The organism is Bradyrhizobium sp. AUGA SZCCT0283 (assembly GCF_018130385.1).
In the GTDB taxonomy this organism is placed as follows: Bacteria; Pseudomonadota; Alphaproteobacteria; order Rhizobiales; family Xanthobacteraceae; genus Bradyrhizobium.
On sequence record NZ_JAFCLU010000042.1, the window covers coordinates 1 to 15,739 of the forward strand.

General features: G+C 57.5%; 15 protein-coding genes and 1 pseudogene. 7 read left to right on the plus strand and 9 right to left on the minus strand.

The genetic code is table 11. The annotated features are described in order from the left end of the window. Window positions 1-148: 148 nt before the first annotated feature. Window positions 149-1,807 carry a winged helix-turn-helix domain-containing protein gene (locus JQ624_RS33880; RefSeq protein WP_212423229.1) on the minus strand — a complete coding sequence of 553 codons (1,659 nt, stop codon included), beginning with the start codon at window positions 1,805-1,807 and terminating at the stop codon, window positions 149-151. A gap of 141 nt (window positions 1,808-1,948) precedes the next feature. Between JQ624_RS33880 and JQ624_RS33885 the strand changes: the two genes are divergently transcribed. Then, on the plus strand, window positions 1,949-2,896 hold the full coding sequence (locus tag JQ624_RS33885) for an MBL fold metallo-hydrolase (protein WP_212423230.1): 948 nt from the start codon (window positions 1,949-1,951) through the stop codon (window positions 2,894-2,896). A 340-nt stretch (window positions 2,897-3,236) separates the two neighbouring features. Here the strand turns inward: JQ624_RS33885 and JQ624_RS33890 are convergent, their stop codons facing one another. After that, window positions 3,237-4,157 (minus strand): tripartite tricarboxylate transporter substrate binding protein, encoded by a 921-nt coding sequence (locus tag JQ624_RS33890; RefSeq protein WP_249130280.1) that lies wholly within the window; start codon window positions 4,155-4,157, stop codon window positions 3,237-3,239. A 209-nt stretch (window positions 4,158-4,366) separates the two neighbouring features. Here JQ624_RS33890 and JQ624_RS33895 point away from each other — a divergent pair, with 209 nt between their 5' ends. Then, complete coding sequence (locus JQ624_RS33895) at window positions 4,367-5,308, plus strand: LysR family transcriptional regulator (RefSeq protein WP_212423232.1); 942 nt, start codon at window positions 4,367-4,369, stop codon at window positions 5,306-5,308. Between the two features lie 639 nt (window positions 5,309-5,947). Here the strand turns inward: JQ624_RS33895 and JQ624_RS33900 are convergent. Beyond that, window positions 5,948-6,694, minus strand: a complete 747-nt coding sequence (locus JQ624_RS33900; protein ID WP_212423233.1) for a hypothetical protein — start codon at window positions 6,692-6,694, stop codon at window positions 5,948-5,950. A gap of 620 nt (window positions 6,695-7,314) precedes the next feature. On the opposite strand from JQ624_RS33900, the gene JQ624_RS39610 reads away from it, so the two are divergent. Next, entirely contained in the window at window positions 7,315-7,674 is a 360-nt protein-coding gene (locus JQ624_RS39610) for an MBL fold metallo-hydrolase (protein ID WP_312014541.1), read from the plus strand. After that, window positions 7,646-7,972, plus strand: a complete 327-nt coding sequence (locus JQ624_RS39615; RefSeq protein WP_312014542.1) for a hypothetical protein — start codon at window positions 7,646-7,648, stop codon at window positions 7,970-7,972. Before JQ624_RS39610 ends, JQ624_RS39615 begins: the two co-directional genes overlap by 29 nt. 70 nt (window positions 7,973-8,042) lie before the next feature. Here JQ624_RS39615 and JQ624_RS33910 read toward each other — a convergent pair whose 3' ends face one another. From JQ624_RS33910 to JQ624_RS33925, 5 genes and pseudogenes are all read right to left on the minus strand, one after another. Further along, complete coding sequence (locus JQ624_RS33910; protein ID WP_212423234.1) at window positions 8,043-8,270, minus strand: hypothetical protein; 228 nt, start codon at window positions 8,268-8,270, stop codon at window positions 8,043-8,045. 1,590 nt (window positions 8,271-9,860) lie between these two features. Beyond that, window positions 9,861-10,781: a non-homologous end-joining DNA ligase gene (ligD, locus tag JQ624_RS33915; RefSeq protein ID WP_212423235.1), complete on the minus strand. Its 921-nt coding sequence runs from the start codon at window positions 10,779-10,781 to the stop codon at window positions 9,861-9,863. 520 nt (window positions 10,782-11,301) lie between these two features. Further along, the gene (locus JQ624_RS33920; RefSeq protein ID WP_212423274.1) at window positions 11,302-11,445 is read right to left on the minus strand and encodes a hypothetical protein; all 144 of its coding nucleotides are present in this window, start codon (window positions 11,443-11,445) and stop codon (window positions 11,302-11,304) included. Window positions 11,446-11,862: 417 nt separating this feature from the next. After that, window positions 11,863-12,284 (minus strand): annotated as a pseudogene (locus JQ624_RS38960) (hypothetical protein). 129 nt (window positions 12,285-12,413) lie between these two features. Further along, on the minus strand, window positions 12,414-12,608 hold the full coding sequence (locus tag JQ624_RS33925) for a helix-turn-helix domain-containing protein (protein ID WP_212423236.1): 195 nt from the start codon (window positions 12,606-12,608) through the stop codon (window positions 12,414-12,416). A 90-nt stretch (window positions 12,609-12,698) separates the two neighbouring features. Here JQ624_RS33925 and JQ624_RS33930 point away from each other — a divergent pair, with 90 nt between their 5' ends. Further along, entirely contained in the window at window positions 12,699-12,932 is a 234-nt protein-coding gene (locus JQ624_RS33930; RefSeq protein WP_212423237.1) for a hypothetical protein, read from the plus strand. 525 nt (window positions 12,933-13,457) lie between these two features. Here JQ624_RS33930 and JQ624_RS33935 read toward each other — a convergent pair. Beyond that, entirely contained in the window at window positions 13,458-13,661 is a 204-nt protein-coding gene (locus JQ624_RS33935; RefSeq protein ID WP_212423238.1) for a CsbD family protein, read from the minus strand. Between the two features lie 189 nt (window positions 13,662-13,850). Between JQ624_RS33935 and JQ624_RS33940 the strand changes: the two genes are divergently transcribed. Beyond that, window positions 13,851-14,249 carry a hypothetical protein gene (locus JQ624_RS33940; RefSeq protein WP_212423239.1) on the plus strand — a complete coding sequence of 133 codons (399 nt, stop codon included), beginning with the start codon at window positions 13,851-13,853 and terminating at the stop codon, window positions 14,247-14,249. Window positions 14,250-15,512: 1,263 nt separating this feature from the next. After that, window positions 15,513-15,728 (plus strand): hypothetical protein, encoded by a 216-nt coding sequence (locus JQ624_RS33945; protein WP_212423240.1) that lies wholly within the window; start codon window positions 15,513-15,515, stop codon window positions 15,726-15,728. Window positions 15,729-15,739: the final 11 nt, after the last annotated feature.

The window sequence follows — 15,739 nt, forward strand, 5'->3', positions numbered from 1 at the left end:
GAAACCCCGCATCACTTCCCCCGCCGATTCAGCAAGAGAATCATAGCATCGACGGGGTTTTCACACAGCCTGGACCCTGAGCGGACATCGCACGAAAGGGCGAGGCTTGGCCGCACGCCCGCAAGCCGAATGCCCTTAGTTTAGAACGTTAATCGGGAAAACCAGCCATCTTCATCCCCACGGCTAGGCGCTCGCCGTCCTCCTGCTTCGCAAACTGGATGTGCTTCAGCCACTTCTCGACCGAAAAATCAGATGTCTCCTTCAGCACTTCCTGCACGAGGGGTCGTGCTTCCTCCACATGACCCAGCCGAGCCATGCTGGCTGCCAGCCAAACCTTGAGTGGCCGGTATCCCGGCATTGCGTCCAGGCCCTCTCGTAGCGTACGAGAGGCAAGCTCGTATTGCCCTTTTTCGTAGTACGCGTTGCCGAGATAGCTCCTGTAGATCGGTGGCGGGAAAGGATCGTGCTTAAGAGCTCGCTGCATATACATGATGCCTTCGTCGGGCCGACCTGCGTGCACCAGCATGTGGGTAAAGCGACCATCCGCCAGATTGGGGTTGAGTTCGAGAGCACGCTCCATCTCGTTGAGGGCCTCGTCGCGACGATAGAGCCAATGAAGGATCCAGGCGGCGGTCACGTGCGTGTCCGCGCGGTAAGGATCAAGATCGAGCGACCGCCGAACCAGCGACAGGGCCCGTCCGAGCACTTCCTTCCGCCCGAACTCGTCGGCCAAAGGCGCGTGGTCGGTCCTCTCCAGAAAGCCGACCGTATAGGTGTACGCGAGACCCTCCAGCGCGGGTGCATATGAGTCGTCAAGCTTCACCGCCTGCTCGAAAAAACCCCTCGCCGCCAGCACCATCTCACCCCGACGCGGGCCGTTTCTGGCGCGGAGAGTTGCTTTTCCCTTCAGGTAGAGCTCATAGGCGTCCAGATTGGCAGAACTTTTCCGAGAAACGCGATCGAGCTCGGTTCGGGACACGTGAGCTACAAGTGTCCCCAAGATCGTTTGAACGAGTTCGTCCTGCAGATTATAGAGGTCTGATCCCAGCAGGTCATATCGGTTAGCCCAGACCTGTCGGCCCGTCGGAGCCTCGATCAGTTCGGCAGTCAAGCGTAGGCGATCGTCGGAGCGCCTGAGACTGCCCCTCACAAGATATCGCGCGCCAAGTTCCCGGCCGACTGTGGTGGGCACGTCGGATGCGACGTAGCGCCCGCTCGAGCCGTGCGCAATCACGAAGAGCTCCGGGAACTTGCCGAGACCAACGGATAGATCCTCCGCGAGGCCCTCGCCAAGGTAGGCCTCAGCTTGTGAAAACGGAAGAACCGCGATTGAAGGCGGGTCCGTGTGCCTCGATGAAAACGAGGCGTTCGGCAGCTGGACTAGCGCGAGTAAAAACACCCCGATGGCAGTCAGGAGCGCGGCTACAAAGCCCAAGTGCTTGGGCCGAGCTGCAGCAGCAATGCTTTTAGTCACAGCGACGTTCGGCAGCGCAACTTCTGTAGGAAGGACGGCAGCTTCGAAGATATAGCCCCGCTTCGGCGCGGTCTTCAGCAGGAGGTGGCCGGCATTGCCGAGGGCTGCGCGAATTTCGCTGACGCACTTCGCGATGGATTCGTCCGTGGCAACAAGGCCAGGCCAGACGGCTTCAGCGATTTCGTCCTTCGTTAGAAGGCGGGACGGGTTTTCAGCAAGATAAAGCAGGAATGCGAGTGTCTTGGGCCTCAACGACACGAACTTCGTGCCGTGCCAGATCCCGCCGTTAGAACCGTCGTACGTGAACTCGTCAAAACGGAGACATCGCGCCATTGGAGTACCTAGCCGGTCAGGCCGCAATCTGAGCTCTCTTTCCGGTCGATTTCAAGAATTTTCAGCCGGATTTCAGGACAATGGCGTCGGCCTCCCCCATGCTCGTCGAATCGCCGTAGCAGCAAAAAGCCGAGGTACCCAATGCACCGTTTACTCCTGATCGCCCTGACAGCTCTCGTGTGCGGCTCCGCTTGCGCGCAGGGACAGGATTTGAAGGTGACCTTGCTCGGGACCGGAAGTCCGATTCCTGATCCCGCACGATACGGCCCCGCCACGCTGGTGCAGGCGGGTAGTCAGACGCTCTTGTTCGATGCCGGAAGAGGGGCAACAACGAGACTCTATCAGCTAAAAATACCCCTTCGCGAGGTTGGCCCCGTCTTCATCACCCACTATCACTCCGACCATATCAACGGATTACCGGACCTATGGCTCTCGGGGTGGTTAGGCGGGCCATGGGCCAAGCGCACAACTCCAATGCGCGTGGTCGGTCCCAAGGGGTTGCGAGAGCTCACGGATAATCTCACAAAGGCCTATGCAGCGGACATTCGGATTCGGATGGCGGACGAGCATTATCCTCTTTCCGGTGTGACGTTTGAGCCACAGGAATTCGACAAAGATGGGGTGGTGTATGAGAAGGATGGCGTCAAGGTCACGGCTTTCGAGGTTGACCATGGCGACGCTATCAAACCCGCCTACGGATACCGAGTGGACTACAACGGGCATTCAGTCCTCATCTCCGGCGACACACGCGTAACCGAGAACGTAGTCAAGTACGGCAGCGGCGTCGATCTGCTGGTCCATGAGGTTTGCGCGGCGCGGCCGGAGATAACCGATGCGCAAGCCAAGGCGGTCATGGCGCACCACACCTCACCCCAGGAAGCTGGTGCCGTTTTCGCTCGTGCAAAGCCGAAAATGGCGGCGTTCACTCATATCGTGCTAATTTCAAGGCCCAGCGTGCCCGCACCTAGCATCGACGACGTTATATCGCAGGCTCGTCAGAACTACGATGGCCCGCTTGTCGTAGGCTCAGACCTCATGACCTTCGAGGTCAGCGATCACGGTGTAGTCGTTTCCGGAAACGGCCGTTGAGGATCTGGCCTGCCGGAACGGGAGGGCGCTTCTGAGCAAGTCACAAACATGACTCGCATGGAATAGCCGGGCTGAGGCCGAAGCACATTGTCTGGCCGGGAGCTCTCCCAAGCCTGCATTCGTGGCACAAACGGCCACATCTGCTGATGTCGCCCTTTGTGAAGGTTTTCGGACGTGCTGCGGCTGTCTTCCGATGTCCGCCTTTGGGGTGCTGAACAGACCTAAATTAGCCGCGCCCGAAGTCGCCTTTTGACCCCGCAACGGACATCGGCACTAGCCGCCTAGCGCTCCACTATGGTTCGATGATTGCATTGGTCCGTCTGATTTGGCCCGCCCGCAGTCAGTCCGGTTTAATCTTCGCCAGCTTTATCACTTTGCCCCACTTCTCGGTTTCGTCGGCGATGAGCTTGCCGAAATCGGCGGGCGAGCCGCCAAGCTCGGTGCCATCCAGGTGGGCAAGCCGCGCCTTGAACGCGGGATCGGCGAGTGCGGCGTTGATCTCCCTGTTGAGCCTGTCGATGATCTCGGCAGGCGCGTTCCTGGGCGCGCCGAGGCCAAACACTGAGCTCGCCTCGTAGCCCGGGACGAACTCGTCTATGGTCGGGATGTCCGGCAGCGTGTCCAAGCGCGTCACCGTAGTTATTGCGAGCGCCCGCAGCTTGCCGGTCCCGATATACCCAATCAATAGGGCGAGGTTAGTAAAGAGGATCTGGACCTGGCCGCCGAGCAAATCGGTGAGCGCCGGCGCCACGCCGCGATAGGGTACGTGCACAATGTCGAGGCCGCCGGCCTCTTGCTTGAATAGCTCGGCGGTGATGTGGGTAATCCCGCCGACGCCGCCCGACCCGTAGGAGAGCTTGCCCGGATTCGCATTGGCATAGGCGATGAACTCGGGAAGCGTCTTGGCCGGAACCGAAGGATGTACCACCATGACAAGGGCACCGCGGATCAAGCCCGCGATCGGTGCAATATCGCGAATGAAATTGAAATTGAGGTTATCGTAAAGCGTCGCATTGATGGCGTTCGGCGTACCGACCAGAAGCAGCGTGTAACCGTCCGGAGTTGCATGCACGACCGCCTCGGTGGCGATATTGCTGCCGGCGCCCGGCCGGTTCTCGATGACGAATGGCTGGCCGAGCCGCTCCGACAGCCACTGACCGATCAGGCGCGCGAGGATGTCGTTCGGGCCGCCGGCAGCAAAGCCGACTATGATGCGCACCGGCCGTGATGGATAGGTTTGGGCCGACGCAAAGCCCGACAAGGCAGGGAGCACGGCAGCACCGGCTGCAAGGTGCAGGAGTCGGCGACGGCAAAATTCCACAACTTGCTCCTCAGGTCCGAGCCTGCACGACGCGCGGCCCGGTTGCCGGCTAATCTGCCAGCCTCGGCTTGAGACGATAGTTGATGCCGCCATAAGCGCATAAGGCTATTATCTGATGATATCATCTCAAACTGGAAATGGGTGCCTTCATGCAGTTGAGCGATCGCATAGGCAATCGGATGAAGCTGCAAGACCTGCACGTGCTCATGACCGTGGTTCAGGCTGGCAGTATGGGGAAGGCGGCGCAAATCCTCAATACCACTCAGCCGAACGTCTCGAGATCCATCGGAGAACTGGAGCAAGCGCTCGGCGTTCGCCTGCTCGACCGGCATCGTCAGGGGATCGAGCCGACCAACTACGGCCGCGCCTTGCTGGATTGCGGAGCAGCCGTATTCGATGACTTGCGCCAAGGCGTGAAGAATATCGCGTTTCTCTCCGACCCGACGGCCGGGGAATTGCGGATTGGAACCACCACCTTTCTGGCCGCGAGCTTCGTTTCCACTCTCGTCGACCGGCTCTCTCGGCGCTATCCGCGCATCGTATTCCATCTCGTGACCGGATACACGGAGACACTGCACCGGGAACTCGCCGAGCGTAATGTCGATCTCTTGATCATACGAGGCTCGGGCCCGATCGCAGACCCGCGATACGACTTCGAATTTCTTTTTGACGATTCCTATGTCGTTGCGGCGGGTGCGCAAAGTCAATGGGCGCGGCGGCGCCGGATTGAAATTGCCGAACTGGTGAACGAATTGTGGGTGCTACCACCACCGGACAGCGTGATTGGATCGATCGTAATGGACGCTTTTCGCGCCGGCGGGCTCGATTATCCCCGGGTGAGCGTGGTTACGGATTGCCCGCATATGCGCATTAGTCTGTTGGCGACCGGCCGTTTTGTCACCATTTTCCCGGCTTCCGCATTTAGATTTCTCACCGAGAGCTCGGAAATCAAGGTCCTGCCGGTTGAGCTGCCAAGGGCCCGCAGGCCGAATGGAATCGTTACCCTGAAGAACCGCGCGCTCAGCCCTGTCGCCAAGCTCTTTGTCAACTGCGCCCGCGAGGTCGCCAAGCCTCTTGCGAAGCGAAAATGATAGGCGCCATGTCGGGTTGTGGCACCTTTGAGACATGCCGGCAGGCGCAGATCATGTCTCCTTACCGGGGAAGACCGGAAGTGATCGGCACGCGATTGACCCCGGAGCGGACATCCTGCGTCGAATCCCAATGCTGAGCAGGTGCAAACCGCGGCCGACACAGCAACCGCCTGATTGGGCTTAATATCCGCTCGGCAGCTCGATATCCTGGAAGAGCCTACCCGGGCCTCGAACGGTGCGCGCCGCGGGTTGTACGCGCCAGCTTGTCCAAAGCTTCTCGTCCGATGTGCAGTACAAGAGATATTCGCCGGGGTTGAGCGAGGATTCGCGTCCCGCGGCCTGGCTGCAGGCAGAGACTTTGTTTAGAGTGAGGAGGTCCCTGATATCTTGCGTAACTTCCAGCCAGGGACCAGGAAATCGCTCCGATGGCAACAGCATCGGACGAGCGTCGGCCGTGCCAAGCAAACACGTCAGACCCAAGAGCGCTAGGCTGCAATGATAAGCGCCTCGGAGTGGCTTGTGCGGAATTGATTCCATGATCGTTGCTCCTTTCCGCCGTCGGCGGACGCGCGTTGAACACTTTGATATTTGGCTCCCTAAGTCAGGACTATTCGCCCGGACACGTTCGGTTTGAGACACTCAGCGATGGCCGCGCGCTGCGGCCTCATCGACCCCGCGTGCCGCCTTCGCCAATGCGGCTTCATTGGACCGTACGAATAAGAAGCGGGAAGCCACGGGTATTTGTGCGTCGGCGCTTCCATCTCGGCCGATGAGGACTAATCCCGCTCCGCCGTTAGCCACGGTTAAAATGACGGGCTCGCCCTTCCACGTTTTGATTGGCTCCATGCCGATGAGAAATTCACCCATCGGCTGGTCAAAAAATTGGAGCCTGAGTTGCGGAGCAACCTCTGCCGCCGCAAGCCCGAAACCTAATTGTTGAGCGCGCGCATAAATGTCCGCCAGCGACGCGGTATCGGCCCGAAAGCCGAGTTCGGCCACCGACACCGCAAAGAGCTGCACGTTTGTCTTCCTGGCGGCGACAGTAAAAGCGGGCCGAGCAAGGATTTCCTCAGCCCAGCCCCCGATGCTGCATCCTGCTGAATCCAGCGCGTTGATAAGGGCAAATGAATTTGCAAACGTCCCGACTTTAATCGTTCTCCACACCGGAACAGCGAAGGCGGATTGGAGTGCAATTGGCGGCGATTTAGAAGCAGGCGTCGTCTTGCGTGTTAGCTGGTTTCGCAGGAGGTCGCGGGCAGAACATTGTGCCCCGGCTTCGCTTGCGACAAGAACGAGCCACGTGGTGCAAAGCATCGCAGTGAGGAGGGCACCGCCCCAATGCGATCTGGGGTTGTGACTGCTTTCATTGCCAGCAATTCGGTCCATAGCGACCTACTTGCGCATGGTATTGCGCGTGCCAATGCAATCCGACAATTAGTTCAGTAGCGTCCGAGTTGCGGGCTCGTAGTAAGTCAAGCCTGCCCTTCGGTAATAAGATCGGTCTCACCTCGCAAGGTGAACAAATGACCGAGTTGAACATAGCGCGCCATCTTCAAAACAGCTCGATGATAGAACGGATATCCAACCAAGAGTACCACCGGCGCTCTTAGCGGTATGTGAACTAGCTTACACCCTGCCGCTTGTTTGACACCGAGCGGCCCTACACGGTATCCCTAGCTGCCCGTATTGGCGGATAGACGAAGGTCCATTCGCTTAGCGCGTTCGATGGGTCCACTGCCTCCCGTTAGCTGACATGCGGTTTTCGACCTGCTACGATCTGCCGTTCCAAAGTTGATACGGGGTGTGTTGGTCGCGAGGATTTTGCCTATGACCAGATTTTCAGCCATCGCCGTCGCGTTCAGTCTTGCTTCGGCAACCATGCTCTCCAATGAAGCGAGCTACGCTCAAGCTAAGCCCGGGTGGAGCGGCTCTACATACTCAATTGCGGCGAAGGTGTCGCCGGTGATATCTCCCGCTGGTCGCCCGGCGTCAACGTAGGACAATCCATGGAATTCGTGGATAATTGCTACGCGATAAAGCACAGCCAAGGCTGGCTGCTATGGGACACCGGCGTGACCGACGCGATTGCCGCCATGCCCGATGGCCAAAAGCCTACGAATGCGCGCGCTACTCATTGGAAACGCCCCAAGACGCTCGCGAGCCAACTCGAGCAGCTTGGCATCAAACTCTCCGATATTAAGTTCGTCGCCGTCTCCCACACTCACCCCGACCACATCGGCAACATCAGCATGTTTCCGCAATCAACGCTGTTGGTGCAAAAGGCTGAATACGAGTGGCCTTCGCCCTTCGCCCGGGCAACTTCAAGCCGGTCCATCAGTGGTCAACAAACTGGAGGGAGACCATGACGTCTTCGGCGATGGCAGTGCGATGCTCATCGCGACCCCGGGACATACGCCCGGACATCAGTCGCTCCTAGTTAAACTACCTAAGACGGGAGCGATTCTGCTTTCGGGTGACGCCGTCCATTTCACGGACAATTGGGAAAACCGCCGGGTTCTGGACATCAATTTCAATAAGGAGCAGACCACCGCATCGTTGCAACGCATGGCCGAAATCCTCACCAAAGAAAAAGCTCAGCTTTGGATCAATCATGACAAAACGCAACGTGACAGCTTGAAGATGGCACCGGGCTTCTACGAATAAGGCGCGTCGGCGGCTATCTGACCACTGCAGTTCACCGGCCACTGCTGGCGTTTGACGTGTTTAACCGAGTCTAACCTGAGCGCGTAATCGTTTCCCCGCGCTCCTTGGCTTGCAAATCGATCTGAAGGGCCGCGTCCAAGTCCTTCACCAACGTCTCCTTGAACGGAGTTTTTGTCAGGTCGGTTGATTTTCCGCATTCCTCGCAAACCCATGTTGCCAAATTCACCATCCTGCCGAGCACGACATTGTGCCCGCAGGCCAATCGGAAGAGCATTTGATCAAGCATGCTTATAGTCATTGGCGGCCTCCGGATCGCGGTCAGCGCCGCTAGCAACACGAATTGACCAAACGAACTGCGTTTCGCCGGTTCGGGGGAGGTTGCTGCAAGTTGCACCTGTTCCCACCGCGTTGAACTAAGATTAGAACCGGCTCTTCAAGGGATCGTTCCCCCCGCTTTCCGTCACGCAATACCGTTCGCTCAAAGGATGGCTCCATCGAATACCCTAAATTGCGCTCGTAGCCGCGATTAACCTCTCGCCCCGGGCTCCTAGGCACACCGGGCCTTAGTTCAAGGACGCTTTAGGTTGCCGCCTTCCGGGGTTGGGAGGTGCAGCAAATGTGCTCTCTCTGATTGGCCTTCGGATTTCTTCAATCCGGGCGTTCCCAGCGCAAGCGCCGTCACGAGGAGTAGGAATACTCACGCAGATGATACTGAGGTAGACATGCTCATTCATTCGGCCCTAACAGGTGAAGCTAACGCGCGTTCCCAAGGCAGTTGAATTACCTGGGCCGGATACATCAGCATCGCTTACTTAGACGTTTATTGGAGACCTACGGCGAGGAAGCCATGAAGCAGTCTGAAATTTACCGGCAAAACGCGGAGAACTGCGCCTACCTCGCAGAAGGTGCCCGCGACGAGCCGACACGCCAGCGGTACAGGCGAATGGAAGCAGCTTGGAAAGCCCTAGCAGACGAACAGGACTGGCTTGATGGGGAACCATCGCCTATACGCAAGGGCGAGGGATAACCCCGCCCAGCAGAGCCCCAAGATGCCTTGCTCGCCGTCAGCAACGGTGTCGGCGCTAGGAACAACCCTATCCATCGGATCGTTTTGATCGCGGGCTGCGCATCACTGCGCGCCCCGGCACGGCCCCCGTCTCGACCCCATGCCCCGGAGAGGGGCGCGGGGCCGTGCTCAATCCCGGTCGCGCCACCATGTCTACGAGGGGCGACGACAAAGGCAATCGCGATGCTATATCGCGGGATCGAATACTCCATTGTGCAGGGCATTGAGCGCCACGTTTGGAAGTGGGCTGCGACTGTCTCAGGAACCAAGATATCCGGGCAAGGCAGCACGCGGGACGCGGCGATAGAAAATGCAAAAAATGCCATTGCGCGCGCTATCAGAAGCAACGCCTCAAGCAGAATACAGGTGGAGAAGATCGCGATGACTTTTAGCAGAACTGGTGCCGCAACGGCCGCTTTTGTGATCGCACTAATCTCGGTTAGTGGCTGGGTCTTCGCTCAAGATGCTCCACCGGCAAAGAAGCCAGCGGTACCAGCGGTAAGAGAAAAGCCGATTGTTCAAGCGAAGCCGAGCACGCCAATGGGTTGCAAACTGGTAGGAACGGTCAAGGGCACCAAGATTTGGGCGGGCGACTGTGTTGGGGCATCAGAACTTAGGGGTGCTACGCCCGCTGAAGAACTCATCGCCACCACCCGCCGCCGCTCCCAACGAAAAGCAATAATGGAAGCTGAGCAGCCTGGCAGGTGCGCGCTTGCGCCTATAACACCGACTGGAGAAATCGCATCGCAAGGTAGACGCCAGCCGCCGTGACGAATGTGATGCCAATCGCGATGGCAGTGTTTCGGACGACGTGGCTCCAGTTCATAAATCTTCTCGGATGCCCTTGAAAAATGGATGCCGAACCTTGCCCTCGGCTGACTTCGCCCGATACTCGATCTCAACTAGAAGCTGAGGCTCCACCCAGATGCCCTTGTGTGCGATCCGTTTGCTGAAGGGCTGCGTCTTGCGGATCAGCGGCTTCAATCGAGCTTGCAGGTCCTTTACCGTGGCGGTGTCGAAGCCGTGATCTACCTTTCCGGCGTACAGCAGGCTCTCACCTTTCTGCCTGCCGACAAAGATGCCGTCGAACTTCCTCTCTTTCATCGCGAACCCGGCGATGGTCAGCGTGTCGCGCTGGGCACAGGTTTTCTTGACCCAGTTATTGCCCCTGCCCGAGGTATAGGCGCTGTCGCGCACCTTCGAGACCACGCCCTCTAGCCCCATCTTGCATGCGTGCGCGAACATCTCGCGGCCCTCGACCTCGAAACTCTCGCTGAACTGGATGTCGGTGCCGTCGATGATCTTCTTCAGGTGCGTCTTGCGTTCGATCAGGGACCGCTTCCGAAGGTCGTAGCCGTTTAGGTAAAGCAGGTCGAAGGCGACCAGCACGATCTTAGTCGACTTGCCCTTTAGTTCGTTCTGCAGGACGGAGAAGTCAGTGGAGCCGTTCTCGGCGGGGACGACGACTTCGCCGTCGATTATCGCTGAACCGGCAGTGATGTGCCATGCGTCGTCGGCGATCTTTCTGAAACGCTTGGTCCAGTCGTTGCCACGCCGGGTGAAGACCTTCACCGCCTCATTCGAGAGATGGACCTGCACCCGGTAGCCGTCGAACTTGATCTCGTGAAGCCAGCGCGCGCCGCCCGGGACCTTCTCCATAGATTTCGCAAGCGCGGGCTCGATGAAGCCGGGAAATGGTACCTTAATGCCGATAGCTGCGGGCTTTTTACGCTGGAACGCCACTGATCAACTCCACGCAACGAACTTGATTCAAAATTGGCGCGTGTCGAATCGTTCCGCAAAAACGGCCCCAGACACGTTTTCCGAGGCCGCCAACGTGTGGGCAGGTTTTCTTCCGACCGGGGCTTGGGCGGCACCGGCCAGAAACATCGAGCCGACGCCTCCTGGTCGACTTGGGCCTTCCTTTGGCCGACAATTTTTCCCTGATCTTATCAAATGTGAAGGCAAGCGGCGCGGCGGCAGGCGTATTCTGAAGGCCCAGTGAGGCGAATTTATACTTTGCGATTGATTGTAACCTGGGGGGCCGCTGGATTATAAGATCGGCGGCCTTTCGTTAGGCTGATGAGCATGACCCGTCCGACGTCCCCTTCGTGGTCTCGCTAATCTGGCTGGCCGCCCTCAGTGGTCGACTGATCTTCCTGCTTCTTGCATGAAAGTTGGCCAGAGGAAAATTACGTGGCTGCCACCTTCGGCTACTTGTTTGCGAACGTGCGTCTCGCGCCAAGCCTATCAGCTACGAGGTTTATGCGGCGGCCTTGTCTTCCTTCTCGACGCCGCGTGGCACGATCTTCAATGCCTCATCCGGCAACGGCCGCTGCAGCGCCTTTGCCTCCTGCCACGGCGCGCGCATCCAGACGTCGCGCTCCTCATCAGTCGTCAGGATCACCGGCTGCCGCGTACTCGGCGCAGATCAAAGTCGCCGTAAATTGAACTCGCGGTCTGCGACTTCTTTGGATAGCCTATCCAGCCTACGTAAGAGAGCTAGGGCGAAGGAACTCGACATGCCTTACTTTACTCGAAAACAGGACAGCATCGACCGAGGCGGCAAGATCGCTGCTGATATAGCTTGCGGGGTACTTTTGTTGGTCTTCTCCGTAGTTTTCTTCGGTGCCTTAGGGGCTTCGTCGCGTTCCTGATCATCTATTGCGCACTGGTTGCAATCGACTTCATTGTACCCAGCAGTGACGATGACGCGGCTGGTGTCGTGAGATAAGGACGACCCGCCAACTCGGGTCTGAAGGGCTCATTGACCCAGGCGCTGGGATTGGGCCTACTTGCGAATACAGTTGCAGATTGCCCGGACTTATCTCTCGCCCGGCCACCATGTCGACGGTGGGTCCCCGGCCGATATCTTGGTCGTCCTGAGCGCGACTAGATGGCTGCGCTTGTAAGGATATCCACGGACCTGCGAGCAATCCTTGCACCGCATGTAACGCTCCAGCTCATGGATCGGCGTCACCTTCTCACCTTCGGCCGACGAACAACGTCCAGCGCCACGGTCTGGTGGGTGTTGCAGCCGAGGCACCGCACTTCCAGATAATGGTAGCCCGCGTTCAGCGCGTCGCCGAGGGCAGGGGATGGCTGTGCTGGACCCTAATATCTTAGCATACGCTGATTCCATGCCACGCACGCCAGACGATCCGCCTCCTTCCGCGCTTCCTTGGCGCGCTCAGCCGAGGCTCGGATTGAACTGCCATAGATCGACTCTCGGGATTTGGTCGTCATTGTTGGAGGATGCGCCGCCTGCAAGGCAGGCATGCAAGCCGCTAAGGTTTGCGGCAGGAAGAGGTTCAGACCCTAGAATTGGCACCGAGGCTGACTTTGTTCGCGGCAGGATCGATCCAAAGCGGGACGTCATTCGGCTAGTAGCTTATTTAGCGATACGGAAAGCGCATCAGAAATTCGAGCCATCACCAAAAGGCTGGGATTGCGTCGACCTCGCTCAATTCCCCCGACATAGGTGAGGTCGATAACCGCAGCAAAGGTCAGCTCTTCTTGGGTCAGCCCTTTCTGCTGCCTTAGCCGCCGCACGTTTTGAATCGCCGCCAATGCGCGTGTCGCCTTTAATCGGATTGATCTTGATTTTGGTCTTACCAAACCTCCGCCAAGAGCAGCGCATTCGTCTGATGCGACAACAGGATGCCCGTCCTTTCAGTTGACGCCGTGATTCAAGGAAAGGTGATCCGATTTGCCACCTTAAATCATTTCTCGGCGGCTGCGAGCGGCAAAATCTACGAAGAACCAGATAATGAAGTTTCTAAAGTAAGCGGCAACCCGCTTGAAATGCGAATAATTGGTTTAGCTGTTCTCTTGGCTGGCATCGCTTTTTTCATAGTGGCTATCGTTCATCATGCCAAAGAACAATTGCTGTAGGGGCTTCTCAGCCTCCACGGTTACGTCATTGCCAGTCGCCTGGATCATTCATCACCTGCAATTGCCGGCGGTAGGCGGACATCCGGCTTTCGGACAAGAACGGGATCAAGTCGGCCGCCTCCTAATCCGCGACCCAAAAGCAACGCTTCAAGCAGTTATTGATGGAGAAGATTGTGACATTTAGCACTGCTACTGTCGCAAGAGCTGTTCTTGTGTTCGCACTAATCTCGGTTGCTCGCGCTGGCGTCGCTCCAGGTTCTCCTCCTGCAAAAAAAGCCAGCACTGGGAAGAAAGCCGATTGTTCAAGCGAAGCCGAGCACGTCAATGGGCTGCAAATTGGTAGGAACGGACAAGGGTACTAAGATTTGGGCGGCAGGCGCGTCAGAACACCGCCCGCTCCCGTCGAAAAGGAATAGCGAGCCCTTTTTCGCGGTGCCCCTGACAAGCAAGGAAGAACTACCGCCTAGGATGGACTCTCTCGGTACACCGAAAAGCCCCGCCAAAGCGGGGCTTTTCAGTTCGTGGTTACCAGGTCTGGCGTCCATACCAGTCATTCAATTCCTTTTGGGCACGGTCCTTGGCGTAGCCGTAACGCTCCTGAAGTTTTCCTTCGAGCTGGTCCCGCCTTCCAGCGATGACATCCAGATCATCGTCGGTAAGTTTTCCCCATTGCTCCTTCACCTTGCCTTTGACCTGTTTCCAATTTCCTTCCACACGATTCCAGTCCATGTCTCGCTCCTTACGTTGGATCATACGTAACGAAACGTCGAGCGTTGCGTTCCTTAGCTTCGAAAGCAGTCTCCTTCCGAACCGAGCTGTATCGTTCTTCAGGAACCGGGGGCCGAGGACTCGATTAGAGTTTTGAAACAGTCGGTGAACACGGCGCGGGCCATAACCGTTCGCGTGAGGGTGACTGCCATGTTGAAGCGCAATCGGAAGAGGCAAACAACGACACTGGAGGACCGCCTCCTCAAATTCGCAGAAGATGCCCGCGCGGCTGCTAACCGGGAGTCGTCAAGTTCCGAACGGGACACGCTAATCAAGAAGGCTGAAAAGGCCGAGGCTATGAGCATCGCAACGGGGCGATTTCTCTATGCCGATGCCGCGTTTGGCAAGTTGGATTCTTCGCCCTTTGTTGCGGAACTTGCGATGCCACGGTTTCACACGAACAGGCCGCGCCGCCTTGGGTTACCGGACGAAGCTGGCCGCTATCATGGTTCGTCAGCCGCGTTCAATGGCGAGCGCGAGCCCTTCCGCATACTCCTCCGGCGTGCCCCTATCGACGTAAAGGAACGGCCGTTGAGCTTCTCGATGTAGATGCGGCCATCCTGCACCGGCTCAAAGGCGTGGGCACGCTGCATCAGACGACGCGCGACTTTTAAACGCGGAGAACCGCGCCTACCAGGCGGGAGGTGACGCAGCAATCGCCGTTCTCCATGCCCGGAACGCCATCATTGCCGGGCTTTGGACGATCAAGTCCGACGGTCGGGAAAAATCGGAAAAACTTCGATTCAGCTAGGAACGGCCCCTCCCAAGAGCTGTTGTTCTGCGCGCTCCCGAGTTTGCGCCATCAAAAGTTTGGGGACTTCAAATGCCTTTTCAAAAAAACCAATCGGCCTTCTCAAACAAGGTCCATGTGCAAGCCAAACTTTATCGACTTATGAGCGAGGTTCGTGCCCTACGCGATAGAGCCGGGTCGCTCGAAGCAAGGTGCGAAGCAAAAACATCCGACAGAACAGCACGTAATCCGAACCGCTGGCGTGAAAGCACGATTGAGAAGTATCACAAATGACGCCGTCGTTTCGCGGACTGGATGATGGGAGCCAATTAACGTCGCCTCCTACAAGCCGGAAGGCGGGCGATCCCACAGATTTTTGCAAGCCCGCAAACGACAATCTCAAAAGCACTCGGCCGCCAATTCCCTTACTCGAGAATACATACGGCTCCGACTGTGCCGAACGCATCTCAAACAACCACGTCTATCGATACCTTCCCACGTCGACTGAGGCGAAATATCTTTATGGTCGCTTACGGAATTGTCGTGAGTATCGCAATGATTGCGTGGCTTTACCTGATCAGCATGACTTTGCTTAGAGGCGTTGAATTGGCGCTGCCTTAACGTTGCAGCCGTTGCGACGCCTTGCTGGCTTTTGCTTGCGTTCAGATCGTGCTGTGGTCTATTTGATTGGCCGCACCAAGTACGCCGAAAAGTAAGGGCGGTCTCCATATGCCGATCAAAGCGTAATTTGGGCTAGTTACTCAAATTGCGTTCATTACTAATTTCGCCCTCTGGGCCACCTGCTTCCAGTGTTCGAGTGATCAGTTTCCGAGCCCGCCACTCATACTCGTCAGCCATCATTCTAAGCCTGTGGGCCGCGCGCTCGTGCGTCATTTCGGCCGCAATCCGACGGCAATGAGCTGCGTGTTCAAGCAATGCACGGATTTCGAGGTCCATGTGAACCAACAATTCTCAATCACCTTGGTTGCCGGGCCTTCGACTAAAGTGTCGGGAAAAACCGGCAATGAAAGTGTCAGCAAATCGTTGGGACAATACCGGACCATTGCATAAGGAAATGGTGCATGAAGGATTCCTCACTGTACGTCCGCGCGACGCAACAAGCGTGGTCGATCTACCTAGCGCGAAACAATACAGTTGCTCCCGAGGATGAGCGACGCTGCACATTGGAGCGCTTTGTACGTGAGCGCTGGCAAGCCGGAGAGATAGACCTCGACGAGCTGACCTGCTCGGGATTGTCTTTCCTGCAGCGTCTTCACGTTCTCCCGGAGCATCGGTGAGGATGCGCTGC